The sequence below is a fragment of the Propionivibrio sp. genome (assembly GCF_041441355.1).
In the GTDB taxonomy this organism is placed as follows: Bacteria; Pseudomonadota; Gammaproteobacteria; order Burkholderiales; family Rhodocyclaceae; genus Propionivibrio.
This window is the reverse complement of the sequence record NZ_JASDTF010000019.1, coordinates 20,742-47,735: the sequence shown is the minus strand read 5'-3', so window position 1 is coordinate 47,735 and position 26,994 is coordinate 20,742. Positions and strand designations below refer to the sequence as shown.

Annotated in this window: 16 protein-coding genes; 8 read left to right on the top strand and 8 right to left on the bottom strand. The window is 63.3% G+C overall.

Translation table 11 applies throughout. The features are described 5' to 3' along the window. Positions 1 to 8 precede the first annotated feature (8 nt). From QMB55_RS06665 to QMB55_RS06650, 4 genes are read right to left on the bottom strand one after another with little or no spacing between them, the layout of a single operon-like run. Entirely contained in the window at positions 9 to 1,004 is a 996-nt protein-coding gene (locus QMB55_RS06665; RefSeq protein ID WP_497587901.1) for a hypothetical protein, read from the bottom strand. Continuing rightward, positions 1,001 to 10,543: a hemagglutinin repeat-containing protein gene (locus tag QMB55_RS06660; protein ID WP_497587900.1), complete on the bottom strand. Its 9,543-nt coding sequence runs from the start codon at positions 10,541 to 10,543 to the stop codon at positions 1,001 to 1,003. Before QMB55_RS06660 ends, QMB55_RS06665 begins: the two co-directional genes overlap by 4 nt. After that, on the bottom strand, positions 10,515 to 12,695 hold the full coding sequence (locus tag QMB55_RS06655) for an autotransporter domain-containing protein (protein ID WP_497587899.1): 2,181 nt from the start codon (positions 12,693 to 12,695) through the stop codon (positions 10,515 to 10,517). The genes QMB55_RS06660 and QMB55_RS06655 overlap by 29 nt, the downstream gene beginning before the upstream one ends. Beyond that, positions 12,696 to 14,456: a ShlB/FhaC/HecB family hemolysin secretion/activation protein gene (locus QMB55_RS06650; RefSeq protein ID WP_497587898.1), complete on the bottom strand. Its 1,761-nt coding sequence runs from the start codon at positions 14,454 to 14,456 to the stop codon at positions 12,696 to 12,698. Positions 14,457 to 14,645: 189 nt separating this feature from the next. Between QMB55_RS06650 and QMB55_RS06645 the strand changes: the two genes are divergently transcribed. Then, on the top strand, positions 14,646 to 15,350 hold the full coding sequence (locus QMB55_RS06645) for a S24 family peptidase (protein ID WP_497587897.1): 705 nt from the start codon (positions 14,646 to 14,648) through the stop codon (positions 15,348 to 15,350). Between the two features lie 73 nt (positions 15,351 to 15,423). Here the strand turns inward: QMB55_RS06645 and cysS are convergent, their stop codons facing one another. Then, complete coding sequence (cysS, locus tag QMB55_RS06640) at positions 15,424 to 16,803, bottom strand: cysteine--tRNA ligase (RefSeq protein WP_497587896.1); 1,380 nt, start codon at positions 16,801 to 16,803, stop codon at positions 15,424 to 15,426. A 122-nt stretch (positions 16,804 to 16,925) separates the two neighbouring features. On the opposite strand from cysS, the gene QMB55_RS06635 reads away from it, so the two are divergent. The 7 genes from QMB55_RS06635 to QMB55_RS06605 all read left to right on the top strand — a co-directional run bounded on the left by QMB55_RS06635 (position 16,926) and on the right by QMB55_RS06605 (position 22,373). Next, the gene (locus QMB55_RS06635; RefSeq protein WP_497587895.1) at positions 16,926 to 18,065 is read left to right on the top strand and encodes a YybH family protein; all 1,140 of its coding nucleotides are present in this window, start codon (positions 16,926 to 16,928) and stop codon (positions 18,063 to 18,065) included. Then, positions 18,065 to 19,282 carry a L,D-transpeptidase family protein gene (locus tag QMB55_RS06630; RefSeq protein WP_497587894.1) on the top strand — a complete coding sequence of 406 codons (1,218 nt, stop codon included), beginning with the start codon at positions 18,065 to 18,067 and terminating at the stop codon, positions 19,280 to 19,282. The genes QMB55_RS06635 and QMB55_RS06630 overlap by 1 nt, the downstream gene beginning before the upstream one ends. Beyond that, positions 19,279 to 19,854 carry a peptidylprolyl isomerase gene (locus QMB55_RS06625; protein ID WP_497587893.1) on the top strand — a complete coding sequence of 192 codons (576 nt, stop codon included), beginning with the start codon at positions 19,279 to 19,281 and terminating at the stop codon, positions 19,852 to 19,854. The genes QMB55_RS06630 and QMB55_RS06625 overlap by 4 nt, the downstream gene beginning before the upstream one ends. 14 nt (positions 19,855 to 19,868) lie before the next feature. After that, on the top strand, positions 19,869 to 20,360 hold the full coding sequence (locus tag QMB55_RS06620) for a peptidylprolyl isomerase (protein WP_497587892.1): 492 nt from the start codon (positions 19,869 to 19,871) through the stop codon (positions 20,358 to 20,360). Between the two features lie 34 nt (positions 20,361 to 20,394). Continuing rightward, entirely contained in the window at positions 20,395 to 21,159 is a 765-nt protein-coding gene (locus QMB55_RS06615) for a UDP-2,3-diacylglucosamine diphosphatase (protein ID WP_497587891.1), read from the top strand. A 93-nt stretch (positions 21,160 to 21,252) separates the two neighbouring features. After that, a complete protein-coding gene (gene nadC / locus QMB55_RS06610) occupies positions 21,253 to 22,125 on the top strand; it encodes a carboxylating nicotinate-nucleotide diphosphorylase (RefSeq protein WP_497587890.1) in 873 nt (290 codons plus the stop codon). Between the two features lie 110 nt (positions 22,126 to 22,235). Continuing rightward, positions 22,236 to 22,373, top strand: coding sequence for a hypothetical protein (locus tag QMB55_RS06605; RefSeq protein WP_497587889.1), 138 nt, complete (start codon positions 22,236 to 22,238; stop codon positions 22,371 to 22,373). A 69-nt stretch (positions 22,374 to 22,442) separates the two neighbouring features. On the opposite strand, the gene thrC is transcribed toward QMB55_RS06605, so the two are convergent. From thrC to QMB55_RS06590, 3 genes are all read right to left on the bottom strand, one after another. Continuing rightward, complete coding sequence (gene thrC / locus QMB55_RS06600) at positions 22,443 to 23,885, bottom strand: threonine synthase (protein WP_497587888.1); 1,443 nt, start codon at positions 23,883 to 23,885, stop codon at positions 22,443 to 22,445. A gap of 155 nt (positions 23,886 to 24,040) precedes the next feature. Beyond that, on the bottom strand, positions 24,041 to 24,808 hold the full coding sequence (locus QMB55_RS06595; protein ID WP_497587887.1) for a GGDEF domain-containing protein: 768 nt from the start codon (positions 24,806 to 24,808) through the stop codon (positions 24,041 to 24,043). 82 nt (positions 24,809 to 24,890) lie between these two features. Continuing rightward, positions 24,891 to 26,993: a site-2 protease family protein gene (locus QMB55_RS06590; protein WP_497587886.1), complete on the bottom strand. Its 2,103-nt coding sequence runs from the start codon at positions 26,991 to 26,993 to the stop codon at positions 24,891 to 24,893. Position 26,994 lies beyond the last annotated feature (1 nt).

The following is a 26,994-nucleotide window of genomic DNA, read 5'->3' as shown; positions in this document are numbered from 1 at the left end:
TGCGCGTGCTATTGCGCATCAAGTCGCTTCTCCCGGATAGGCAGCGGCGCCGGTTCGACGCGTTCAACGACGAACGGATCGGGGGCGCCGTCGTCGTTGAGGGTCGATACGCGCAGCGAGGCCAACATCGCCTCCATGTCGGCAAACGCCCGCTTGAGCGCGGCCGGATAAGTCGAGGGATCGGGGTTGGCGTTGTAGTCGTATTGCGGGGCTGAAAATACCGCCAGCAGCCAGCGGTCGGGCCGCAACACTGTTCTGTACGAATAATAGCGTCCGTATCTTTCGTTCATCGCAGTGCGTATCCAGATCCGACCGTTGATCACCACCGGTTCGGCATTCAAATGGATCCGTTTGCCGAGCCGGTTGTCGATAAGGCCCTGTTGCAAGGCTGCCTCGGCTTTCCCTGGCGGCGGCACAATACTTTCAATGAAACGCTGAGCCGAGCGCCGCAGCGCCTCCGGGGTCGCATGACTTTCCATGGTTTTGGTTTCCGGGGAGACGGCGCGGTAATTGAGGGTCATCGCCATACCGCCCTGCCAGCCGACATAGAGCGGCCAGACGCCAGTGCCGTAGAACCAGATGAAATTGGCCAGTTGCAGCCCCGTCGGCGATTTGCGCAGGATCGCGTCGCGCGCCGGGTTGCTGCGCGTGTCGGCAAAGGGCACGATCCAGGACGAACCGTAAGGCGCGTCGGGAACGAGCATCGTGATGACGTACTCGTCGATCTCAAAGCGGTAGTGCTCGCCGGGTTTGAGCACCCGCTCGGCAAGAATGCTGTCGTAGGTGTGTTCAGGGGTGTATTTGTCGACCAGCATTTGAACAATCGCCCTGCCTTTGACAGAGGGAATACGGACATCCTCGCGGTTGATGCCGTAGCGCCGCATACGTTCATAGACGGTATCGATGTCTTCGTCCTTGCGCTCGGGTTGCGCCGAGGCGGCGGTGGTAGCCAAGAGGGTCATCAAGCAGAGTACGTGGCAGAGGTGTTGAGCTAAACGGTTCATGGCGCCTCTGTCCGAAGAAGGTTGTTCCAGTTGTAAGGCAGAGTGTGCGGGCTGTTCGCCGCCGAGCAGAAGAAAATGCACGGCGCGGCGACCAGTGATTTTACGAAGTTCAGCGGGTCCGTCAGCGCTCGTAGTCCGACGATCTGCGGCACAAGGTCGTAGGGCGAATCGCGGTAGCCGTTGTTGTAGAGATTGATCTTCGCAGCACTGAGAATCGGCTCGGTCATAAACCGCGTGTTGGCGCCGGCATGGAAGACGACGAGATTCCCGCTCAGGTTGCTCTGGCCGCTGGCGGCTTGCGCGAGGTCTTCCCCGCCGCGGCTGTGGGCCACCCAATGGACGATTTGCCCGCTGTCGGTAACCGCCTGCATCTGCTCGCGCAAGGCGAGGATGGGCGCGGTGTCGATCCCCAGCTTGCTAACCAGCGTACCAGCCGTGTCCATCACCCCACCATTGGTCGGCGCGTAGGAGATCGTGAACCGGTCGATGGGCTGGTAGGGTTTCTCTGCTTCATCCGCCTTGGTCTCCGCTGCTGCGTCGGCATGCGTGAGCGCTAGGCCGGGGGCGTAGTTTTCCTTGTTGCTCTGCCCGTTGCGAAACGCCAAACGCGTGCCATCGGCGTCGGGGATGAAGAAATACGTCTCGCCTTCACGCGTATTGGCGATGGTCAGCGCGTCGTTGCCGAACTTCATGACGAGGTAGGTGTTGCGAAGTTCGTTTCGATCGATGACGCCATAGGCATCGGAGTTATAGTCCGACGGGTCGCGCACTTCCCTTTCCGTGCTGGTTCTGACCTCCGCATTGGCGGTCTTGATCAAGTCTAGATAGCTTTGTAGTTCCTCTTTGTGCGCCAGCGTGATCGCACCGACCTTGTCGGCCAAGGCGGCCTCTCTGGCCTCTGGCGCCGCGAAAGTGCCAAGTTTGGCGTACAAATCGCGTGTTACGTCGGCGCAGCCGGCGGACGTGCTGAGGGCGCCGTTGCAGGCGGCGTGGAATGCTGCGTTGCGACTGGCATCGAGGGCGTCCAACCGGTCGATCTCGGTCTGAGCTTGCTGCCGGCAAGCATCGTCGGCGCAACTCTTCAGTTTTTGTCGCGCCTCCTCTCGCTGCCTGTTTTCCGGATGATCCAGATAGTTGAACGTTGTCGCATTGTGCGCCACCGTGCCGCCAAGTGACGCGCCCTGGGTAGAGCCCCCCCCGGCCACCGCCCCGATGCCCGCGCCGAGCATGGCGCTGCCAAGTTGCATGTAACCCTTGTATTCTTCCGACCCGTCCTTGATGCCTTTCGCTTCGAGGAATTTGCTCATTTCCGGAAGCACCGCTTCATTGAGCGCTCCGGCGGTAGCGCCGACGACGGCGTTGCCCTTGCCAACCATGGCGGTGAGCACGCCGGCAAGCCCGTGCAGGATCACCTTGTTGGTGCTGCCTTCCTGCCAGTTCTGGTAGTTGGCGATGGCCGTCGGGTTTTTCAGCGTCTGTTCGGCCTGCAGGCTGCTCATGCCGTCGTTGTCGAGGCGGGCGAGTTCATAGCGTTCGACGTTGGTGAGCGGCCGGCCACCCCGCTCGGCTTCCTTCTGTCGGGCATCCAGTTCCTGGCGCAGCTTGGCGTCGTCGATGGGCTTTCTCATGGCGGTGGAGAGGTCGCCGATGAGGCCGGCGGCCACCTGCCCGACGAGCGTCGCGGCCTGAGCGGTGTCTCTGGCATCCTTGATCTGCTGCTCCAGGCGCGCGGTGTCCTGCAGCTTCAGGGTGTTGGTCAGCGCCTGATTGGCGGTTTTGGGGTCGCGCCCGCTGAGCGTGGCGGCAGCCTGCCGGCTTTGCTCGTCCGTCTCGGCGTTGCCGGTGCCGGTGATCGTGATCCGCGCCGGGCTGATGACGCTTAGGGTCTGGCTGGTTTCATTCTGATTCTTGGGTAGCACGGCGTTACCACCGAGGTTGGATAAAAGGTTGGTCGCCGCCTGCCCGGCGGGGCTCGTGCCGGGGGCGGTGAAGACACCTTGCATCGGGTCGCGGGCCGTGGTGTTGGCGCCCCCCGGCATACTGCCGCCGGCGTCCGCGCCGAAGTTGTAGCTGCCCGCGAGGGCGAGGCTTTGGCTGCTGCCTTTGGTTTTCTGGCGGTTGGTCAGGTCTTCATAGCTCAGGCTTTGGGTGGCAAGGCGGTTCTTGTCTTCTGGCGCTTCGCTGGTGATCGCCGCGCCTTTGAGGCGGGTTTCGCCCTTGACCTCAATGTCGAAACCGCCGCTGCCTGCGGCCAGCCCGCTCTGGCCGACCGCGCTCTGATAGCTGTGGCTGATCTTCTGCTGCGAGGCGCTGATGCTGCCGCTGCTCATGCCGTAGCAGATCGGAGGAATGCAGAGACTAAGACTAAAACCGCTGCTCGTTTGCTTGCTCTTGTAGTCGCTCCTGTCCTGCAGAGTTTCGATGACGAGCTTACCGCCGATGTCGGCCTCGATCCGCTTGCCGCCGGCTTGCGCGCCCTTGAGGGTGGTGTCGCCGCCGCTCTTCACGGAGAGCGTTTCGCCGGCGGTGACGCGGGTGTTGTCGTAGGTGGTTTCCGAACCGCTGGTTTTGCCCTTCACTTGGCTGGCGGCAATCTGGAAGCTGATGCCGTTTTGCTGGCCGAAACCGACCGTGACGCCAAGCCCAACATTGCTGCTTTTGTTGTTGCTCTCCAGTCGCGCGGTGTTGGTGGCAGCAAGGAGCTTCACGTCGCGGGCGGCTTCGAGCGTGACGTCGCGCACCGCTTCGATCTTGGCGCCGACGGCGGTGAGGTCGCTCTCGCGGGCTTTGACGACGATGTTCTCGGCCTGCAGGCTGGTGCCGCGTTCGCTACGCGAGGCTTCGTGCGATTCGCTCTTGCTCTTGCTGCTGCCGATGCTGACCGAGACGCCGAAGGCGGAGCCGTTGCCTTTGGCGCCTTCGGCTGAGGCAGCAGCGCCGTCTGCGGCGGCAGCCATGGCTTTGCCGGCACCATCGATGGCCTTGTAAGCGTCGTAGCCGGCCTTGAGCGCCAGGGCGCCGTCGAGCCGATTATTGCCTGTACCGTCGTGCGCGGCCTTGGCCATATCGTAGGCGCGAGTGATCTGCCCGCCCACGGTGCCGGCCAGCGCGGCGCCCAGGGTGAAGCTCTTGCTCTTGCTGTGCGTATCAAGCTGGCTGGTGGCTTCGGAGGCGAGAAGACTGACAGCGTTGCCTTCGATACGGATGTCCTTCCCCGCCAATAGGTCGGCGCCCTGGGTGGTAACGTTGCCGGTGCCGGTGCCCTTGGTGGTGGTATCGGTGCCGGCCGTGACCGTCAGATTGCCGGTGTTGGCAGAGAGCAGGCTGGCCGTGGCGCTCGTGCTCCGACCATCGCGGCTTTGCTGACTGCTGTTGCTGCCATAGAAGGTCTGGCGCGGTGCAAGGCCGCTCATCAACATCATCGAACTGGCCGAGCTTTTAGCGCGGTAGGTTTCGCTCTCGGTGTTTTGTGCGGCGAGGATGTCGACGTTGCGCCCGGCGCTCAGATCAAGGTCCTTGTCAGCGATTACCGTTGCCCCCGTGAGCGTGGCGTCCCGCGTGGCCGTAAGCAGGACGTTGCCGCCGCTCACTTGGCTGCCGACCGCGCGCGTTTGTGTGCTGGCGCCATCTTCCATGGCGCTGGATTTGCCGTAATTGACGCCCGTGGTCAGGCTGCCGCTGAGGCCGCTGCGTTTGGTTTGCTTGAAGTGCGTTTCCTTATGCGTCTCGGTCGCTGCTTCAAGTTTTAGGTCACGCCCAGCAATCAGTGCAACATCCTGAGAGGCGACGACGCTGCTGCCTTTGAGCGTGATGTCGCGCTCGGCCACCAGGGCAACCTTGTCGCCGCTGAAGGTGCTTTCGAGGGCGGTGGTCGTCTCGAGGGTGTCGCGGGTGGTCTTGGTTTTGCTGGAGAGGAAGCCTTTGCTCTTGGTTTGATGGACCTCGTCGAGGGCATAGCGGGCCTCACCGGATTCGATACGGATGTCCTTGGCGAGGGCAGCAACGGCCCCTTTTTCTGAGACGACTTGGGCCGCACGGGCGCTGAGCTCGCCCCCGGCAACCAGAGTAAGGTCGCCACGGCTGTTGATGGTGCTGCCGACATCGTGTTGCCGCGTGTCGCTACGTCGGTTTTTGGCGTCCAAAACGATCGTGTGCTTGCTGGCTTCCTGCACTGTTCCGAGGGATAGATCCTGTCCGGCGCTGAGCATGGCGCTACCGCCGCTGTCAATGCGCGCGGCATTCACCATTAGATCGCGCCCGGCACTGGCCAAAAGAGTCCCTCCCTCGCCCGTCACGTACAGCCCGGCCACGCGGGCAATGTTCGTGCGACTGCCTTGGGCGTTTGTTTGCGTGCGCGTGAGGCTCTCTACGGTAAGGTCGCCGCCGGCGCGGGCGATGAGCGTGCGCTCGGCATCGAGCGTACCGCCCAGAACACTGAGGTTCCGGCTCGCTTCGACGCTGATTTCACGGCCGGTTACGCGGCCAAGGTTGCGAACGTTCTCGGCGCTGAGGGCAACGAGTTCGCGCCCGGCAATCGTGCCGCTGTTTTCAAGATCGCCCGTCAGTTTTAAATCCACACGACTACCGGCGATCAGGCTTCCCCCCTGCGCGAGGTCTCCGGGCTGTACGCGGGCATAGACCTGCGGGGCGAGGACCTTCTGCGTGCTGCCGTCCGCCAGGGTGACAGTTTTTTCGACAAACCAGACGATGTCGGTGGTCAGCCGTGCCATTTGTTCGGCGCTCAGGGCAATCCCGGGGACCAGTTGCCATTCCTTGGCGTAGGTCACGCCGGCGTCCATCAGGGCTTTGTACTGGGCTTCGTCATTGGCGTAGCCGGCAAGAAAGCGCCGACCGGTGAGTTGGCCTACCTGCTCGGCAATCAATCGCTGTTCGTAGAAACCGTCGCCCAGGCGCTTCTGGGTTCTGGCAGGATCGAGGGCCAGGGCGCTGAGCATGTAGTCGCTGGAAAGCCAGAGGCGGTAATTGGCAAAGCGCGGGTCGGTTTCGATCAGGTAACGGGAAGACGGCGTACTCGCGCTGCGGTACAAGTCGCTTGTCGGCAGCAGGGCTGGCGCGTTGAGCGAGACGATCATCCCGGGGCCGCCGGCAACGCTGGGGATGGCAATACGGACGATGCGATTGAGCGGTGCGCCGGGATTGACGCCGGACGTATGGCCTACAGCATCGGCGGCGCGGGTAACCGCTCCTGGAGTTTTTTGGCTGGAAAGAGTGGTGCCGCTGCCGCTGACCGCGGTGTTGCCGCCATAGCCGCCGACGGCGAGCGCAATGCTTTCAATGGTCGGGGCCGGGGCATAGGCCGTAACGGTCAATCCCTGCTTGTCCTTCCCATCCGCTTTCCTTTTCCAGTAGTAGTAAGTGGTACCGTGATCGGCAATGGTCCGTTCGCCTGCAGTTTCGGTATTGCTCAGGCTGCCAAGCGTAGCAGTGAGCGCGCCGGCGGCCAGAACGCGGCTGTTGTCGTTGCGCAGCGCATCGGCAGCAAGGGACATTGCACCACCCGCCAGAATCTGGCCAGGCGCGCTGTGCTCGATCCGTGTTTCGGTGGTCGTGCGCGTGTAGTCGTAGAGGTACCAGTTGTTGTAGTAGCCTCCACCAATGACCAGCCGCGTGAACTTTTCGTGCGGAACTAGGCTGACCTGATCTCGCGTGTAACGCGTCGCGCTACCGCTTCCCTGATATTCCGCAATGGCTTGCGTGCCGACAACTTCGGTGCGGGCGCTGAAGTGCTCATTGGTGTTGTCGATCCGCCCGGCGGCAATGCCGAGGTTGCCCAAGGCCTCAATCGTGGCGCTGGCGTTGCTGATGCTGCCGGCACGGCCGTTGGCGCGGTTGTTGGCGTCGAGCGTGCCGCCGATGGCCAGATCCCCGGCCGAGAAGATGAGCGCGCCGTCGCGGTTGGAGAGTGTGCTTGCGCCGAGATCAAGGCGGCCACGGGCGGCAATGACCGGGCTGTTGCCAGATTCGGCGTGATTGTTGAGGGTGCTGGCGGATATCCCAAGCTGGTCGCCGTAAATGCGGCCGTCCCCCAAGTTGTTTATGGTGATGGCGTCGATGCGGACATCGCCGCCGTCGATGAGACCGCGGTTGGTGAGCGTGTGGCTGTCTGTCGCGGCTACCCGGAGCTCGGGGGCGATGATTTGCCCCCCTGCTCGGTTGTCAAGGCTGGCGGTGGTAACGGCGAGTGTATGGCCGGCCTGAAGCGTTCCACTGTTGATGAGCGCACCGGCGGTATTGAGCGTGGCGTTTCGGTTGGCGGTGATCTCGCTGCGGTTCTCGAGTGCGCCTGCGAGCGAGATGGCCAAATCGCGCTGCGAGAGCACGCGACCGCCGGCGAGGCTGGCGGCGACGAGGTCGAGTTGTTCGCCGGCAATCAGTGTGCCGTCGTCGTTGAGCACGGCCAGGGTGCGGCTGGCCGTGCCGTCCCGGACGGCAAGCGCCTGCGCCGAGGAGACGAGCCCGCGCCGGTTGTCGAGGCCGCCGTGGCTGTCGATGTTCAGCGTGGTGTCGGCGCGAAGGGCCCCGCTGCGGTTGTCGAGATCGGTGGCGCGAACGACCAGGGCCTTGCCTTCGATGCCCTGATCGGTAGCGAGCGTGTCGGCGTTGTTAAGGTGGGCGGTTTCGAGGCTAAGCTTTGTGCCGCTGCGCAGAAGAGCGCCCCGGTTGTCGACGCGTTCGCTGGCGGCGAGGGTGAGGTCACCGACACTTTCGATCCGGCCGCTGCGGTTGTCCAAAGCGCGAGCACTGAGCGCGACGCTGCTTTCGCTGACAAGACGCCCGCCCGCGGTGTTGACCACGGTGTCGCCACGCACGTCGAGTGCGCCCTTGGCGCCGGTAAAACCAGCGGTATTGTCGAGTTGGCCGACGGCCAGCGTGACCTTGGCTTCGCCGAGGATGCCGCCAGCGCTGCCGGCGTTGGTGTTGGCGAGTGCCGTGCCGTGGGTGTCGATGGTCAGATCGCCGCTGACGCGGATACGACCGCCGTCGTTGTTCAGCGTACCGCTGTCGACGCTGAGCGTGCCGCTTGCCGCCAGTGTGCCGCGCGTGTTGTCGAGCGTCTGGCGACGGGTGTCGAGACTGACGTTCCGACCGAGCACAGTGCCTTCGCGATTGCTGAGGCCACTGCTGACGAGCGCGATGTCTTGCCCGGCCTCGATCCGACCGCTGGTGTTGTCGAGTGCACCACCCGTGGTCACGGTGAGCGCGCCGGCGACCACGCCCAGCGTGCCGGCGGTGTTGTCGAGGCTTGCAGCGCTGAGCGTCAGGGCCTTGCCGGCGATGACACTGCCGTCGGCATTACTGACGTTACCGCTGATCCGGGCGGTGAGCGCCCCACCGCTTTCGATGCGGCCGGCGGCATTAGCAAGGCTGGCAGCAGTGAGCGCAAGATCGCCACCGGTCTCTATTCGGCCGCCATTGAGGTTGTCGAGAGTGTCGGCGACAAGATCAAGGCGACCGTTACCGGAGAGCGTACCACCGCGGTTGTCGAGCCCGCCCGCAACGGCAATCGTGCTGCCTTCTTGGCCGGTCCAGAGCAAGCGCCCGCCGCGCTGCGAAAGGCTCTGGGCAGCGATGTCGAGCCGGGCCGCCACCGTTTCGGCGGTATCCAGGGTGACCGTCTGCGCGGAGAGGGCCAGGGTGCCATTGCTGGAAATCCGCCCGCCCGTGCCGGCCAGCGTCTCGGCGGTAAGGGTGAGCGTGCCGGCACCGGCGTGTTCGATGCGGCCGGCGGCATTATCCAGCGTTCGCGCGGCAAGCTCGAGCTTGTGGCTATTGACAGCGATGCGACCGGCGCGGTTATCGAGATCGCCCGCCAGGGCAAGCCTCGTGTCGCCACTGCCGATCTGCACCAATTCACCACGGCGATTGTCGAGCGTATGTGCGGCAAGATCGAGCTGTCCGGCATGGCTTTGCGCGCCAGCATGCGCGAGTTTCTGTGCCGCATGCGCCGTCATCGTTCCAGCGGTAAGCGTGGTCGCGCCGCTGAGATCGAGGTCGCCGCCTTGCGCGGCAAAAACGATGCTCCGGGCGCTGTTCCGGGTGCTGGAGAGGTCGAGTTCTCGTGCGCTGATGGCGAGATCTCCACCAGCAGCCTGCTGGCCGCGCGTCGTAATCTGCTCCCCCGCCGTGAGCGTGAGCTTGCCGGTTCCGGCCAGGCTGCCGCCCTCGCTCAACCCGGCGGCAAACAGGGCTTGGCGATCGCCTTCGATGCGGCGAGCGCTGAGCGTGGCATCTGCGCCCGCCGCGATGACCGCCCCGCTACCGCCGGTGTTGGTAATGTCGCCGGGGGTATTGATCTCAAGCGTCCCACGGGCGTAGAGGGTGCCGCCGTTCTCCACGCTGGAAGCGGTAACACCGACATTACTCGCGGCGCTCAAGCTGCCGCTGTGGCTGAGTTTTCCGTCGGCACTGACGATGACCTCTCCTACCGACGCCCCGATATGCCCGGCGTTTCTTACCCCGACACCGGCCTCGGTGCCGACCATGACGATCTTGCCGGCATACATCCCGCCAAGCTGGGCGACGTCAATCGCGAACGCGGGTGCTGGGCCGCTGGCGGCGGCAGGCGCGATCGGCGCGGCCTGCGTGTTACCCGCGTCGACCATATTCGTTCCCGCGGTGACTTTCAGCGTCTGAGCCCAGAGTCCGGCGTTAACTTCAACGGCCCTGGCGATGATGTCGGTATAAGCGGCGCGCGATGCGTCCATCCCGGCGCCTTCGATGCGGATGCTACCGCCTTCGACGCGATAGCCCTCGAGGCTGCCGCCGTTCACGAGCGGCGTACCCGTAGTCAACGTCGCGCGGCTGGCGTTGATGAAGCCGCAACCGTTGCAGGTGACGCCGGCCGGGTTGGCAATGACGACCTGTGCCGGGCTGCCGGCAACCTCGACATAGCCGAGCAACTGGCTCGGGTTGGCGGCGATCACCTCGTTGAGGATGACCCGTGCCGAGCCGCGCGCCAGCCAGGGGTTGCCCTGCACCCAGCCACCGAGTTGAGTGGCAACGTTGTTGCGTGCGTTGTTGAGGATGAGCCCTTGCGCCTGCACGTCGAACTGGCTGTAGGCGTTGTGCGAGACGCCGGCCGCGCTGGGCGTCTGGATGTTGACGAGCGGGACACCATTAGCGGCCGTGAGTACGGTCGGCCGCTGGCTGGCCGGCGCAGCTTTATAGGCGACGGCCTGGGCCGCAGCAATCCGAGGCATAAAGAGGTCGGCACCGAACGCCAGCAGGACGGCATAGCTAGCCAGGCGAAGCCGCGCCAGAAAGAAAGCGCTCTCCGGCCAAGAACGAGCACCCGCAGACGATGACCGGACATCCTTGCCGCAAGCGACAACATTTTCTGCCACGGCCATCAGCTGGCCGCGATGACGGTTGAAGATCAGGCGATAACGTTGGGCGTTCATGGCACGTTCTTCCTCTGAACTGAGGCTACGGACGGAATGCAAATTGACGGCACTCACCGGCGCGCAGCCGGTGAGTGCTACAGGAGATTTAAAAAGCGGTTTGCCAGTACGCGGCAAGCCAGGTGTTTTGCACTTCGCCCTTGGTCGTGGCGTTGAGCATCAACGACCCTTTGCCGCCCAAGACTTTGCCTTCAAGACCAAGCGCAGCACGCAACCAGTTGCGGTCAAGTGCCTGCCCTTCGCGCTCGAAACGGAAGAGGCCAAGAAATTCGCCCTTCATGTCAGCCCCGCGTTTTTCGAAACGGTGTGCTGCCTCGAACAAACCAACGAGATTTACACCCTTACCCAGCGGCTGCTCGGCATTAAACCCAAGGCGTAGCTCCGTGCTTTTTTCCGTACGGGCCTCGAAGTGCGCCGGAAAACCGCCCCCCCGCTCGGTATACGCATCCATGCGCGCACGGCCATAACTTGCGTCGGCATACGGCGAGAATACGGCGCTGGCAACGGTAAAGGCGCGATCCCATTCCAAGCGGGCGCGCAGGCCATAGCTCGTAACATTGGCATTGCCTTTGGAGTGATCGGGCATTCCGGCATTGAGATAGCCTCGCCGCAAATCGCTGTCGCCCCACATGCCGTAGGCGCTGAGCACGCCCCACCAATTGCCGCCCATGGGGATCAGCCAGTCGGCCTGGAGGTAGGTGCTGTCATGAGCGGTGTGACTATCCAGGGCCTGATTCTGATGCGCCCAAGTCTGCCCAAGGGCCAGGTTAAGCTGCGTTGCCCCTAGGTGCAGGCCACCACCGACCTCGGCCAAACCCAAATGACCGTCACGCTGGCCATGATCGTCGCGCCCCCAGTCGCCGGCCAGCCAGAACGCCTTTTCGCCGGCCGCAACACGTCGCGCCAAGGGGCGGCTGTGCGCGCCGTTGAGCAAGCCCGTACCGGCGCGCAATGATTCGTCGGCGCTCGACTGGGCGACAAGCAGCGTTTTCTGTACCGTTGATTGCAGGAGAACGCCACTGCCAACGGAAGATACGCGCGCGACAAACCCGTCCAGAGTGCTGCCATCCAGCGCTGTTCCGGCAATGACCGAACCATCGGCGGAGATACCAGTTGCCCGTATCAAGAGCAGCCCGGGGGCGACCTTGACGCCGTTTTTCTCCAACCAGTCGGCCAAACGCACCATCTTCTCCTGCGCGGTCCAGCGGAAGGCTTCATCGCCGCGTGCGGTTGTCCCTTTGCCAACAACGATCGAACCATCGGACGAGACAGCGAAAGCCTCGCTCGCAAAATCACCGCCAGGCAGGTCGCCGAGTGCCACCATGCCGCCCGCCTGCGTCCAGCGATAGGCCTCGTCACCGTTGTCGCTGTTCCCGGTGCCGACGATCACGCTACCGTCGAAGTTGGTCGCCCAGGCTGTGTTATCGACTCTTCCGCCCGGCAAGTCGCCGAGAACGACCATCCCGGTTTCGGCCGTCCAGCGGAAGGCCTCCCCCCCCCGCACGCTGGCGGTGTCCCCGATAACGACCTTGCCATTACCGCTGACGGCGAAGGCTTCGCTGTGGTGGTACCCGGGCAGTATCCCCAGCCCAACCATCCCCGATTGCGTTGTCCAGCGGAAGGCTTCGATATTGTTTGAGGCGTTGAACGAGCCACCGACGACAACGGTCCCATCATTGCTCACCCCGCGCGCCCAGCTATACACCGTGGCAGGATCGGACCCCCTCAAGCCGCCGAGGCTCTGCATTCCACCTGCGGCCGTCCAGCGGAACGCCCGGGATTGAGTCACACCTAAAGGCTGGATATAGGCGCTTTCCCCAACCACGACGCTGCCGTCAAAATTAACACCCGCGGCAGCACTGAAGCGATACTGTTCCGTCTCGCCTGGCGCGAGCAGAACGCCAAAAGTCTGTAGGCCGCCGGCCTCACTCCATCGGAAAGCGCGGCCGAGCGTCCCCACCACTCCGGCATCCAGTTCACCAACCGCGACGCGACCATCACCACTCAATGCAGTGACTATTTTTTCTCCGACTCCGGGAACCCGAACCAGTTGTGCTTCTGCAGGCAGCATCGAAACAGCAAGTAGCCCCGCAAAGGCAAACTTCAGCGGCATCGGATGGCAAGGTCGAAAAGGTGCGTGGGCATGGCTCTGTTTCACGGTCGTTTCCCCCATATGTTGGTTTGATGTGCAGCGATCATTAACAGCAGCAACCCCGCTGCTGTAAAAAACGTGTTGTTGATCTGAATATCCGAAAGGACCGTAGAACATTCAGAATCCCAAGTTCAGGCTAAAGCCTCCGGTGCGCCCGGCTGTCTGAAAACCTTTCGGTTGGGCAAGTGGCGTACCGAGGAAGACATCCCAGGTCAATTGCCGATAGCCTCCACGCAAACCAAGAACCGCACCGGTAAGCGCACGGCCGACAAGGAGGTCAGCGGAACGCCCACCGACACGGCCATGATCAAGACCGAGATAAAGCTCCTGCCCCGTTCCGTGCACTACGAACGATAAGTCGTTGCGAATCAGAAAGCCGCGCTCGGCCATCAACACGCTTTCGCCATCAAAGCCACGCACGGTATAACGCCCACCGATCGAGAAGCGGTCTTGTGGCACCAAAGGAGTTCGGTTCCATTGCGCACGCCACAAGGCGTCATAACGCCAACGCCCCCCCATGAATTCGAAGGGCCAGCGCACAGTGGCTTCCGCTGTCCACAAACTCGGTCGAGCGGTGCCTTCGTCGAAATCTTCTTCAGGTGCCGCCAGAGCATCGAAAGCCCCCGTTCCGCGTCGATACGCAACCGACAGGTCGGCCATTCCCTGAGCGAGGTATAAACGGTTGTGCATACCTGCTTCCCAACCGGCCATGCGTCGCCGCTGGACCTCGACCTCGGTATCGTCGATGTAATTGGCGGATTTCGTCAGATAGCCACGCAAGAAAACACCCAACTTCTGGCGCGCATCACGATAGAGCGTGCGGCTGAGCCTGACGTCGTAGTTCTCGCTCGTTCCGCTATAGAGATAATCTTGCGTTGCCCCTGCCACCGTCTGGTGGTAGCGGTTTTCGCTATTGCTCAAAGACAGCAGCCAATGACCATAGGGCACCGAATAATGCAGACTGTGCCCTCGCGTTCCACTCCGCCCCCGCTCCCCACCGCCGAGATCATGGTTAAAGCTAACGTAGAAAAGATCGTTGAGCGCCAGCAGATGATCGGCCGACAGACTGACCGTGGAAAGGAGTTTTCCGGTTGCGTGTGAACCGCCATCGTTGGCTGAAAAATTGAAACGCAAAGGAAAGGCCTGTTTCCAAACGACGACAAGATCGCTCTCACCCGGCAAGCCGCCGGGTTCGATACGAATATCAGCCTCAACACTCGGCAGGCGTTTAAGATTCTCCAGACCTTGTTCAAGATCACGCAGGTTAAGCACATCTCCTGCGCGAATCGGGATCGCATTCGACAACTCTGCCCTTGCGTCGCTGTCAGCACTGATACGCACGGCGCGGACTCGCCCAGGAATCAAAGTCAGCACTAAATGCCCATCCTCGAGATCCTGAGGCCGCGCCAAGACACGAGTAGTCACATACCCTCGTGCCATTACCGCGTTTTGCACGCGCGACATGAGCATATTGATCCCCGCCGCGCCCAAACAGCGTCCGACGGCTGGATCTTCAGCAGGATTCGCGGCGGCAAGTGCCCACGCGAACACTCCGGTGTCATCCTCGAGCGAGATGCTTCGGATGGAAAAACATGGATATTCAGCTTCCGGCAGCACCAATTTCGGCGCCGGACTCTCCGGTGGCCGCACATCTCGGTCGGGTTCGAGTCGATCGCGCAAAGCCCGCTCACGCTCGCCCTGGCGGTGCCATTCTAGAACACCAAGATCGATTGAGGATTGCGCAAACGCATTCCCGAAGACCAAACACCAGAGCAAAACCGACAGACTGAAGAACGCCCATGCCCGCCAAACCGCGCCCCGATTGGAGTCTTCAGGCAAAGGCTTGAGCGCATGGTTTTTTTTCTCTTTTTCGGGCACAGTATGCAGACCACTTGAGAAATACTGAGTTGAAGAAGGGCACCCCCTGCGCCTTCCCCCTCACAAAACGCATACGCATATTACATAGCACGCCAAAAACAAACAATAGTTATCAATGTGACGCCACAAAAAAATCGAGAATAGAGCGCGCAAACAAAGATCAATCATTCACAATCGCGATACATCCATATGAGTTCAGTCATCCGCCTCAACGACCCGGAAGACAAGTCCGCGAAATCCCGCGCCTTCCGCAAGCAGTTTGCCGACAACCTCAACGCGGCCCTTGACCGCAAAGGCGCGATCCCCTCGGGCTATGGCCGGGTCATCGGAGTTGCCGAACTGTTTGGCGTCAGCCAGAACACTGCGGCCAACTGGCTCAAGGGCGAAGGTGTTCCGGAACTCGCCCGCCTGCCTGAAATCGCGGGCATCCTCGGGACGACAGTCGAGCAGTTGGTCATGGGCGATCAGCACGTGGGCACGCACGTGATCGACGAACGCTACGTCATGGTCGACATGCACGGCGATGACAGCCCCGAAGCCCATGCGTGGTACACCCTGCCCGAAGCTTTGCGCAGCATGGGGCTGCCAACTTCGATCAAGATGCTCGCCGTCGGCGACGACGACATGGCGCCCTTCCTGCACCGTGGCGACCTGGCGATTTATGACCCACGCGTGCGCCGCATCCAGAGCAACGGGGTCTTCGTCCTCTGCGTCAACGATCGTTTCCTGGTCCGCCGCGTACAACGCGGACTCAAAGGCAATGTCCGTCTGATCTGCGACAACCCTGCGTTCGACGACGAAATCCTCGACGAGTCGGAATTCGCCGACGAGAATCAGGACGGTATTGCCGTGATCGGCGTGGTGGTGGGCCGCATTCTGCTCGGAGGCCGCTGAGCGCAACCCGCGCGACGCACACCAAAGCAAAACGGGCGCCGAAGCGCCCGTTTTTGTTTGCAGAAGACCGTGCCTAGGCCCGACGCCAGGTCGTTCCCTGCGGCCCATCCTCGAGCACTACGCCTGCCACCAGAAGTTCGGCACGAATCCGGTCGGCGGCGGCAAAATCCCGCGCTTTCTTGGCTGCGGCACGTTCGCCGATCAAGGTTTCAATACGTTCCGGCGACCAATCCTCGCTGCTTTCGCCTGCGGGCGTTGCCTGCAGGAAAGCCTGCGGTTCGCGCTTGAGCAGGCCAAGCAGCCCCGCCAAGGCACGCAACTGCCCGGCCATCGCCCCCGACTTGCTGCGATTGACTTCGCTCGCCAGTTCAAAGAGGACGGCCAGCGCTTCCGGCGTATTGAAGTCGTCGTCCATCGCCGCGCGGAAACGCTGGGCATGCGCCTCGTTCCAATCCACCGCAAGCGCGTCCGGCGCCACCGCCTTGAGCGCGGTGTACAAGCGCCCCAGTGACTGCCGCGCATCTTCGAGGTGTGCGTCTGAATAGTTGAGCGGACTGCGGTAGTGCGCACGCAGGATGAAGAAGCGCACCACCTCGGCATCGAACTTCTTGAGCACCTCGCGCACGGTGAAGAAGTTGCCGAGCGACTTGGACATCTTCTCGTCGTCGACGCGCACAAAACCGTTGTGCATCCAGTAATTGACGAAGGTGCACTGGTGCGCGCCTTCGGACTGGGCGATCTCGTTCTCGTGATGCGGGAACTGCAAATCCTGGCCGCCGCCGTGGATGTCGAAATGCTGACCCAGCAGGTCGGAACTCATCGCCGAGCACTCGATATGCCAGCCCGGACGACCGCGCCCCCAGGGCGACTCCCAGAAGGGTTCGCCTTCCTTGGCATGTTTCCAGAGCACGAAATCGAGCGGGTCCTGCTTGGCCTGATCGATGTCGACGCGCTCGCCGGCGCGCAGATCGTCAAGCGACTTGCCCGAGAGCTTGCCGTACCCGGGGAACTTGCGCACCGAGAAATTCACGTCGCCATCGCTCGCCTTGTAGGCCAGACCATTGGATTCGAGCTTACCGATCAGATCGAGCATCTGCGGCACGTAGGCCGTTGCACGCGGCTCGTGATCGGGACGCTCGACGCCCAAGGCGTCGGCGTCTTCGTTCATAAAAGCGATGAAGCGCTCGGTCAACTGAGCGATCGTCTCGTTGTTTTCGACCGCCCGCTTGATGATCTTGTCGTCGATATCGGTGATGTTACGTACGTAGGTGACGTCGAACCCGCTCGCACGCAACCAGCGCTGGACGGCATCAAAGACCACCAGCACCCGGGCATGGCCGACGTGGCAGTAGTCATAGACGGTCATGCCGCAGACGTACATGCGCGCCTTGCCGGGTTCAATGGGAACAAAGACCTGTTTTTCCCGGGAAAGGGAATTGTAGATTTTGAGCATAAGGGAACTCGCGGAGGCGTCGCGGCGCAACGCGGTGAATATTAGGAAACTTTGGATTCAGAGCGCTTCTTGTTAGAATCCTGCAGTTAAAGTCACCAACTCCTGCGAAGTATAACACAGCGATGCCTCGACTCTCCCAAAAGCCTTCATTGGCGCGCCTTTCGGCCATTTTCGCCGGCCTCGTCCTGGGTGCCACGATCACGGTGGCAAATGCCCAGAGCCTGCCCGACATCCAGCGCCTGATGAAGCAGGGTCAACTGCCTCAGGCCCTGGACAAAACGGACGCCTACATCGCCAGCAAACCGCGTGACCCGCAGGGCCGTTTCATGCGCGGACTGATCCTCACCGAAATGGGGCGCACGGCCGATGCCATCGCCGTCTTCACCAAGCTGGCCGAAGACTTCCCCGAATTGCCCGAGCCCTACAACAACCTCGCCGTCCTGTACGCGCAGCAAAAGCAGTACGACAAGGCCCGCACGGCACTGGAAATGGCGATCCGGACCCACCCGAGCTATTCGATCGCCCACGAAAATCTCGGCGACGTCTACGCCAAGTTGGCGAGCCAAGCCTACGACAAGGCCCTGCAGCTCGACTCCTCGAACAAGTCGACGCAGACCAAGCTGTCGATGATCAAGGAAATGATCACCACCTCTGGCAAGCCGCCGGCCAAACCCGGCGCTGCCGCACCGCGCAGCGAGGCTGTCGAGCCTGCCAAACCGGCCGAACCGGTCAAGATCGCCGCCGCCCCCGCCAAACCGGCGGAAAAACCCGCCGCGCCGGAGAAAGCCGCGCCCGAAAAAACGGCCGAGAAAGCCCCGGAGAAAGCAACGCCCAAACCCGTTGAAAAGGCGCCTGAGCCGGTCGCTGCCAAGCCTGCCGAGTCAAAAGAAGCCAAGCCCAGTGAGAAAACCGCTGCCGCGCCGAACAGCGAAAGCGACATCACCCGGGCCGTGCAGTCCTGGGCCAGCGCCTGGTCGCGCAAGGACGTAAAAACCTACCTGGCCAGCTACGCCAGCGACTTCCAGACGCCGAACGGCATGTCGCGCAAGGCCTGGGAAGCCGAGCGCACCCAGCGCATCGACAAGCCCGGAAAACTCCAGGTCAATGTTGAGGACCTCAAGGTCTCGCTCAGCGGCGACAAGGCCACGGTCAAGTTCCGTCAGCACTACACCTCGGCGACGCTCAAGTCCTCGGCCAGCAAGACGCTGGTGCTGGTCAGGAGCGGCAACCGCTGGCTGATCCAACAGGAGCGCGTGAGCTGATGCGCAGGACCGCGCCCATCCTGGCCCTCCTCGCGGCCATCGCCGCAGCAACGACCGTATCGCCCGCACTGGCAACGCCGCAGCCGCCCCAGAAACCACAGCCGACCACGTATTCGGATTCCGGCCCCGAGCCGCAACTGGCGCGCATCCTGGCCGCAATCGAGCAGAACAAGCTCGACTCGGCCCTGCAGCAGACCGAGGCGCTGCTCAAGCAATACCCGAACTTCCGCCTTGCGCACCTGATCAAGGGCGACCTCCTGTTGGCACGCGGAAAGCCGCTCGCCACCTTCGGCAATGCCAAAAACGCCCCGGAAGAAAAACTCACCGATTTGCGCGAAGAGGCCGTCGCCCGCCTGAAGGCCTACCGCGACCGACCGAGCGATGCCGGCTACGTGCCCCGCTACCTGCTGCAGATGCAGTCGGACCAGAAACACGCCATCGTCATCGACACGCAGAAAGCGCGCCTCTACCTCTACCAGAACGACAACGGCCGTCCGCGCTTCGTCGCCGACTACTACATCTCATACGGAAAACTCGGCGCGGGCAAGATGCGCGAGGGCGACAAACGCACACCCACCGGCGTCTATCACGTCACCTCCAGCCTCTCGACCAAGAAGCTCGGCGATTTCTACGGCAGTGGCGCCTTCCCGATCAACTACCCGAACGAATGGGACAAGCGCCAGGGGCGTAACGGCTACGGCATCTGGCTGCACGGCACCCCATCGGACACCTATTCGCGCCCGCCGAAGGCCTCGGACGGCTGCGTGGTGCTCTCCAACGCCGACCTCAACGCGCTGGCCAAGAACCTGCAGATCGGACTGACGCCGGTGATCATCAGCAACTCGATCGAATGGCTGTCGCACGACGACTGGCAGAACGAGCGCACCGGACTCAACAAGAAAATCGACGAATGGCGCGCCGACTGGGAAAGCCGTGACGTCGGCCGCTACCTCAAGCATTACTCGACCAAGTTCCGCACCAAGGAACAGACCTACGAACAATTCGCCCAGCAAAAACGCCAGGTCAACGCCGGCAAGGAATGGGTCAAGGTCAAGCTTTCAAACGTTTCGATGTTCCGCGACCCGAAGGACGAGCTTGTCGTCGTCACCTTCGAACAAGACTACCAGAGCAACAACCTGAACAACCAGATGCGCAAGCGGCAATACTGGATCCGCGAAGACGGCACCTGGAAAATCGTTTTCGAAGGAAGCGCATGATCACCAATCTCCGTCGCGGCCTGCGTGCCGCCCTCCTCGCCCTTGGCCTTAGCGCCGGCATCGCCGCCGCCGCACCAACCGTCGAACTGCAGACCACGCAAGGGAAAATCGTCCTCGAACTCGACGCCGCACGCGCCCCCAAGACCGTGAGCAACTTCCTGGCCTACGCCAAGGACGGCTTCTACGACGGCACGATCTTTCACCGCGTCATCCCCGACTTCATGATCCAGGGCGGCGGCTTCGACAAGAACATGGGCGAAAAAGCCCCCCGCGCGCCGATCGAGAACGAAGCCAAGAACGGCCTCAAAAACCAGCGCGGCACGATCGCCATGGCCCGGCGCGGCGACCCACATTCGGCCACCGCCCAGTTCTTCATCAACCATCGCGACAACCCGCGCCTCGACTACCCGGGGCATGACGGCTGGGGCTACGCGGTCTTCGGCAAGGTCGTGCAAGGTATGGACACGGTCGACAAGATCGCCGCCGTCAAAACCGGCGCGCGCCCACCCCACCGCGACGTTCCGCTCGAACCGGTCATCATCCTCTCCGTCAAAGTCCTCTCCGACAAATAAGCAAGGAACACTTCATGATCAAGCTGCACACCAATTTCGGCGTCATCGGCCTCGAACTCAACGCCGAGAAGGCCCCGGAAACCGCCAAAAACTTCATCGAGTACGTCGAGGCCGGCCACTACGACAACACCATCTTCCACCGCGTGATCAACGGCTTCATGATCCAGGGCGGCGGCTTCGAGCCCGGCATGCAGCAAAAACCGACCCGTGCCCCGATCAAGAACGAGGCTGACAACGGCCTGAAGAACGACCAATACACGATCGCCATGGCCCGCACCGGCGACCCGCATTCGGCCAGCGCCCAGTTCTTCATTAACGTGGTCGACAACGACTTCCTCAACTTCAAGAGCCCGAACGGCAACGGCTGGGGTTACTGCGTCTTCGGCAAGGTCGTCGAAGGCACCGAGGTCGTCGACGCGATCAAGGGTGTCAAGACCGGTAACGCCGGCTTCCATCAGGACGTCCCGAAGGAAGACGTCGTCATCCAGCGCGCCGAAGTCTGCTGATTCGCGGCGCCTGCACGCAAGGTCCGGAACGATCTTGATCCACTTCATTTCGGACCTGCACCTCGCGCCGCAGGATCCCGCCACCGCGCAGACCTTCCTTGCCTACCTCGCGGGGCCGGCGCGCGACGCAGCGCAGCTCTACATTCTCGGCGACCTCTTTGAAGCTTGGCCGGGCGACGACTGCCTCGACGATCCGGAAGACCCCTTCAACGCCGAAATGGCCGCGGCCCTCCGCGACCTGAGCGACGCCGGAACCGAAGTCTTCATCCTGCATGGCAACCGCGATTTCCTGCTGGGCGAGGGTTTCGCCGACCGCTGCGGCGCCCGTCTGCTGCACGAGCCGCAGGTACTGTCCTTGCCGAGCTGGCAGTTCGTCCTCGCCCACGGCGATGCCCTGTGCACCGACGACGTTGCCTACCAGGCCTTCCGCACTCAGGTGCGAGCCCCCGAATGGCGCGCCGCCTTTCTCGTCAAACCGCTTCCTGAACGCAAGGCGATCGCTGCCGCGCTGCGCCGCCAGAGCGAAGCGGCCAAGCGCGAAAAAACGCAGGACGCCGATTACCTGATGGACCTCAACCCGAACGACACGGACGACTTCCTCCGCGCCCACGGGTATGCCACGTTCATCCATGGCCACACGCACCGCCCCGACTGCCACCATCATCTGGTCGACGGCATCCTCGTCGAACGCTGGGTACTGGCGGACTGGCACGACGGCAGCGGCGAATACCTGGCCTGGGACGACGAACGACTGCAGAGGATCACCCTCCCGCCCAAAGCGGAAGACTCGCCCCGTTAGCCCCGTGGCATCGATCGCCGCGCGCCCGCCCTTCGCTGCAACGACGATGCTAGAATCGAACCCCAATCAATCGCCCGCCCCCTATCCACCACCATGAGCTCGTTCAACGTCCCCGCCGACGACCGACTCGACGATGAGATCGAACGTAACGTCACCCGCGCCCTGGCCGAGGACGTCGGCCCCGGCGACCTGACCGCCCAGCTTGTTCCCGCTTCGCAGCACGCGCGTGCCACCGTCATCGCGCGCGAGGAATCGATCCTATGCGGCGCCGCTTGGTTTACCCGCAGCTTTACGGCGCTCGATCCGAGCGTTTACGTCGGCTGGAACACCTACGACGGCCAAGTGATCAAGCCTGGCGAGGTGCTATGCACCGTCGAAGGGCCAGCCCGCGCGCTGCTCACCGGAGAACGCACAGCGCTCAACTTTCTCCAGTTGCTTTCCGGCGTGGCCGGCAAAACCCGCCGCTTCGCCGACGCCGTCGCCGGCACGCGCAGCCGCGTCGTCGACACCCGAAAATCGCTGCCCGGCCTGCGCCTTGCGCAAAAATACGCCGTCGCCTGCGGTGGCGGCGACAACCACCGCCTCGGGCTCTATGACGCAATCCTGATCAAGGAAAACCACATCCTGGCCGCTGGCGGCATCGCCCAGGCGCTCGACAGCGCGCGCCGCATCGCCGCGCAAACGGGTGGCCGCTGCACCTTCATCGAAATCGAGGTCGAAACGCTCGACGAACTGCGTCAGGCGCTCGACGCCGGCGCGCTGATGATCCTGCTCGACAACATGAGCCTCGCCGAACTGCGCGAAGCCGTGGCCATCACCAAAGGCCGTGCGGTGCTCGAAGCCTCGGGCAACGTCAGCCTGGAGACCGTGCGCGCGATCGCCGAAACCGGCGTCGACCGCATCTCGATCGGCGCCCTGACCAAGGACGTACGGGCACTCGACCTCTCGATGCGTCTCGACGGCTGAGCGCAGCACCTGCGACGGCGCGGCCTCGGGCCAATGACGCTATAATGAGTCATGCCCGTGTTCACCTTCGAACGAATTGACGGGCGCACGACTGGAGAAAGGGGCTTACCATGCTGTTCGCGTTGTTCTACGTGGTCGCCATCGTCATTCTGGTTCTGCACTTCACCGGTTTCCTCGCCCGCCATCGCCTCGAATGGCTGGTTCTCGTCCTCGCTGCGGCGGTTTTCCCGGCCGTGATCTACCTCTAGCGCCCCCGGCCGCCTAAAAAACAAGGGGCACCCGCGGGTGCCCCTTGTTTTGATCGATCCCTTGCGTGATCAGCCGTCGACGTGTCGGGCGACGAAGCGCTTGACGGCTTCCGCATCCACGTCCAGGACTTCGACACGCTGCGGCAAATCCTCGATGCCGATCAGATCGGCAGGCCGCTCCGGGCGATGCCCCAAGGCCTCGACGATGGTCTCTTCGAATTTCGCGGGCTGTGCGGTCTCGAGCACCAGCATCGGCATCTCCAGCGTGCGCTGCTTGAGCGCCACCTTGAGTCCGTCGGCGGTGTGGGTGTCGATGGTCACACCGTAGCGCTCGAAACACTGGCGGATCGTCGCCAGGCGGTCGGCGTGGCTGCTGCTTCCTGAAACGAAGCCGAACTCCGGCAAACGGGCGTAATGCGGCGTCGCCGAGAGATCGAAACTGCCGCCGGCATCGACCTTGCGCCACAATTCGCGCACCACGGCCGGGTCGCGACCGACGAGATCGAAGACGAAGCGCTCGAAGTTGGAAGCCTTGGAAATGTCCATCGACGGGCTTGAGGTGGCGTGCGTCTCGGCCGTGCCGCGCGGGCGATAGACGCCGCTGCGGAAGAACTCGTCGAGCACGTCGTTCTCGTTGGTCGCCAGCACCAGTTTGCCGATCGGCAGGCCCATCATGCGCGCGATGTGGCCGGCGCAGATGTTGCCGAAATTACCCGACGGAACGACGAAAGCGATCTTCTCGTCGTTGGAGCGCGTGCCGGCAAAATAGCCCTTGAAGTAGTAAACCACCTGCGCCGCGACCCGCGCCCAGTTGATCGAATTGACCGCGCCGATCTTGTAGCGCGCCTTGAAGGCGTGGTCGTTGGACACTGCCTTGACGATGTCCTGGGCGTCGTCGAACATCCCGCGCACGGCGATGTTGAAGATGTTGGCATCCTGCAGCGAGTACATCTGCGCACGCTGGAAGGCGCTCATGCGGCCGTGCGGCGAGAGCATGAAGACGCGCACGCCGCGCTTGCCGCGCATCGCGTATTCGGCTGCCGAGCCGGTATCACCCGACGTCGCGCCGAGGATGTTGATCGCCTCGCCCTGTTTTTCCAGCACGTACTCGAAGAGGTTGCCGAGCAACTGCATGGCCATGTCCTTGAAGGCCAGCGTCGGCCCGTTGGACAGTTCGAGCAAGCCGAGACCCGGCTCGAGCCAGCGCACCGGCGTGATCTCGGCCGCATCGCCGCCGGGGCGGCAGTGACCATACACCCCGGCGGTGTAGGTCTTGTCGCAGATCGCCTTGAGGTCGGCCGCCGGAATGTCGTCGATGAACTTGGAGAGCACGGCAAAAGCCAACTCGGCGTAGGACAGCCCGCGCCACGCATCGAGTTCGACGCGCGTCACCTGCGGGTACGTTTCCGGCAGGTACAGGCCGCCATCCGGTGCCAGCCCGCCCAGCAGTATCTCGGTGAACGTTTTTTTCGATGCAGTCAGGGCATCGCCACGGGTCGACAAATAGCGCATGGTTCGAGCGAAAAAGAAGGAATTAACGACAGAAGAGGAAGGAGTTTATCACGCCGACGCCAGCGACTGCCCTGCCCCGCGAGGCCGCCAAAAGGGCGCTGCAAGCCCGCGCCAGCGCGCATGGGGGCGCCTCCGGCGTGACGGTGGAGTGTGCTTCAGGCCCGCTCGACGCGCTGGCGCCCGGCGCGCTTGGCAACGTAGGTCGCGGCATCGGCACGCTGCACAGCCGCGTCGAGCGTTTCGTCGGCCAGCACGCCGACCACGCCGGCACTGAAGCTCAGGTAGCAACGGGTTCCGGGCACCGGGCGGTCGCCGAGTGTCGCCAGGTGACGCTGCAGCACCCGCACCGCTTCGTCGAGCCCGGTTTCGGAAAGCAGCAGGACGAACTCTTCGCCACCGAAACGGCAGAGCACGTCGCCCGGGCGCATGCCGTCCTGCAAACAGCGCACCAGATGCTGCAAGGCGAGGTCGCCGACGGCATGGCCGTAGGCGTCGTTGATCTGCTTGAAGTCATCGAGGTCGAGGTGCGCCAAGGCCAGCTCCTGCCCCTTGCGCCGCGCCCGCGCCAGTTCGCCTTGGCCCACGGTTTCGAAGCCGCGCCGGTTGAGTGTGCCGGTCAGCGGATCGGTGGTCGCCGCCACGCGCGCGGCGGCCAGCTCGGCTTCGAGCTCGGCAATGCGTTGTTCGGCAGCGATCAGTTCAAGCATGCCCGCCTCACGCAGCGCGTCGGTCGACAGCCCGCGTACCGCACGCGGCGTCCAGAACTGCGTCGTTTCGCTCGGATTCGACGGCGTCCAGTGCGCGCCAGCGCCCCCCTCTTGCACAGCACGCCGATGCAAACGGCGCGAGGCGGGGCGATGTTTGATGCTGCTGGCGAACGGGGTGTGACGCACGGAATCGGACTCCAAGAATCGGGGCGTCATTTTCCGCTCCCTTATCCGTCATATCGGAGCGGGACGCTGAAACTTGAATGTCTTTCTTCCGACCGGCCATGGTTCGGAACCCTCAAAATCCAGCCTCACGCCAAAGCACCGCAAACGCAGCCCGCAAAAAGCGCATGCCCGGCGCTTCCCAATCGCCCTGGATCACCACATGCCCGCGCCAACTGCCGTCGTCCAAGGCGCGGGGCATTTCGCTCACGCTCAGCACGACCCGGAAGGTCGCCCGCTCGGGGATGTGCTGTCCGTTCTTCTCGCGCGTCATCAGCTCGCCACCGAACGCAGTCGCCAGCACCGGGGCAGGAAGAACACGCGTCGCATCATGGTCGACGGTACTCACGCGCAGCGGCACCAGACCGCCATCCGCACCATCGGTGCGGAAGAACGCACGGTCGCCGACCCGGACCCGGCGCACCAGCTCCTCGTCGAGAAACGTCTCGACAATCCAGGCGTCATCCCGGACCAGGGTCGCCAGCTTCTCGTTGCGCCCCACCCAGTGCCCCGGACGAAGGTCGGGATCGAGATCAACCAGTCGCCCCGCAAACGGCGCGCGCGGCGCATACAGCGCCAGCTCGGCCTGAACGGCCGCCAGTTCGGCCTCCGCCACGGCGCGCTCTTCCTGCAGCACCTGCAGATTCTGGCGCTGCTCGCCGTCGACGCCGGCCACGGCGGCCTGCCAGCGCAAGGACGTCGCGCGCGCGTTGGCCCGCTCCCAACGTCGTTGCAGATCGGCCGAGGCCAGCTGAATCAGCAACTGATCGGCCTCGATCCGCTCCCGGTTGGCGACCGGAAGCGCCACGACCTGCGCCCCGGCGGGCGCATAGACGGCGAACACTTCCGCCGGACGCAACAGCCCCGAAGCCGACAGGCGCGCCGGCCAGGGGAGGACGAAAAGCACGAGAAAAACGCCCAGCCCGGCCAGGCAACGCCGGAAACGACGGCTGGCGCGGATGGCCGGCCAACGCGCGCGCCAGGCCTTGACCTCACTCCATACGGGCAGGAGAACGAACCATCCGATTTCGACCGCGAAGAGCAGAATGCCCAGCGCCTTGACGAAGAAGTGATAGACCAGGACGGCGATGCCGAGAAAAAGCATCAGCCGGTACAGCCAGGTCGCCCAGGCGAAGAGAATCAGCGCCTTCTCCCGTGCCGGCAGGAAAAATTCGGGTTTCGGCTCCCCGAGGGCGAACAGGCGTTCGCGCAGATCCCAGCGCGCCAGGGCGAAGGCCCGCCCGTGCAGGTTCGGCATGTCCAGCCAGTCAGAGAGCAGGAAGTAGCCGTCAAAACGCATGAACGGGCTGCTGTTGATCGCCAGGGTGGCAACCCAGACGGTCGTCGCCAGCATGAAGGCCGCCGCTTTGAGCCCCCCTTCGGGCAACACGCCCCAGAACAGCGTCGCCCACGCCGCCAGGCCCAGTTCGGTGCCGATTCCGGCCGCCGCCACCGCCAGACGTTTGCGGCGGTCGGCGAGCTTCCAGACCTCGTTGGTGTCGGTATAGGCCATCGGCCACATGACCAGGAAGGCCACCCCCATGGCCGGAACGCGACAGCCATGGCGCTTGGCGGTAAAGGCATGGCCGAGTTCGTGCAGGCTTTTGACCACGGTCAGCGTCACTCCGTAGCCAAGCAGGCCTTCGAACGAGAAGGTGTCGACCAGCGTGGCCGAAAAGCGATCCCAGTCGCGGTAAACGAGGCCCAGCCCGAGCATCAGCGCCAGTACGGTCAAGCGCCGAAAGAGCGGCGCATAGAAAACCGCCACGTGCGGCAGCATGCGCTCGAGCCAGCGGTCGGGACGCACCAGGGGCAGGCGGAAGAACAGGTAGTGGTGCAGCAGCCAGCGCCACCAGCTTGAGCGTTGCTTGCGACAGCGCTCCGCCAATGCGGCCGAACCGCTCTCTCCATCCGGAACGAGCAACTGGTTTTCGACCAGAAAAGCCTGCACCGACTGTAGATCGTCCGGCTGTGGCCGCAGGGTCGTGCCGCTCGCGACGGCGTCCAGGATCGCCTCCGGGTCGGCCAAGGCCCAATGGCTGATGAGCTCGAAGCTCAGCCAGTCGATGCGAAAAAAAAGATTGCGCACCGGATCGTGCAAGACCCAGCTCGGCTGGCCGTCGGCTAGGCGCGGCCCGGCATAGAGCCCCAGTTCCTCGCGCAAACGCGGCCACGCCATC

Coding starts and splice junctions, on each gene's coding strand:
- QMB55_RS06665 (WP_497587901.1), bottom strand. CDS start 1,004: ATGAACCGTTTAGCTCAACACCTCTGCCACGTACTCTGCTTGATGACC.
- cysS (WP_497587896.1), bottom strand. CDS start 16,803: ATGCTCAAAATCTACAATTCCCTTTCCCGGGAAAAACAGGTCTTTGTT.
- QMB55_RS06655 (WP_497587899.1), bottom strand. CDS start 12,695: ATGTTCTACGGTCCTTTCGGATATTCAGATCAACAACACGTTTTTTAC.
- QMB55_RS06625 (WP_497587893.1), top strand. CDS start 19,279: ATGATCACCAATCTCCGTCGCGGCCTGCGTGCCGCCCTCCTCGCCCTT.
- QMB55_RS06590 (WP_497587886.1), bottom strand. CDS start 26,993: ATGGCGTGGCCGCGTTTGCGCGAGGAACTGGGGCTCTATGCCGGGCCG.
- QMB55_RS06595 (WP_497587887.1), bottom strand. CDS start 24,808: ATGACGCCCCGATTCTTGGAGTCCGATTCCGTGCGTCACACCCCGTTC.
- thrC (WP_497587888.1), bottom strand. CDS start 23,885: ATGCGCTATTTGTCGACCCGTGGCGATGCCCTGACTGCATCGAAAAAA.
- QMB55_RS06630 (WP_497587894.1), top strand. CDS start 18,065: ATGCGCAGGACCGCGCCCATCCTGGCCCTCCTCGCGGCCATCGCCGCA.
- QMB55_RS06605 (WP_497587889.1), top strand. CDS start 22,236: ATGCTGTTCGCGTTGTTCTACGTGGTCGCCATCGTCATTCTGGTTCTG.
- nadC (WP_497587890.1), top strand. CDS start 21,253: ATGAGCTCGTTCAACGTCCCCGCCGACGACCGACTCGACGATGAGATC.
- QMB55_RS06635 (WP_497587895.1), top strand. CDS start 16,926: ATGCCTCGACTCTCCCAAAAGCCTTCATTGGCGCGCCTTTCGGCCATT.
- QMB55_RS06645 (WP_497587897.1), top strand. CDS start 14,646: ATGAGTTCAGTCATCCGCCTCAACGACCCGGAAGACAAGTCCGCGAAA.
- QMB55_RS06620 (WP_497587892.1), top strand. CDS start 19,869: ATGATCAAGCTGCACACCAATTTCGGCGTCATCGGCCTCGAACTCAAC.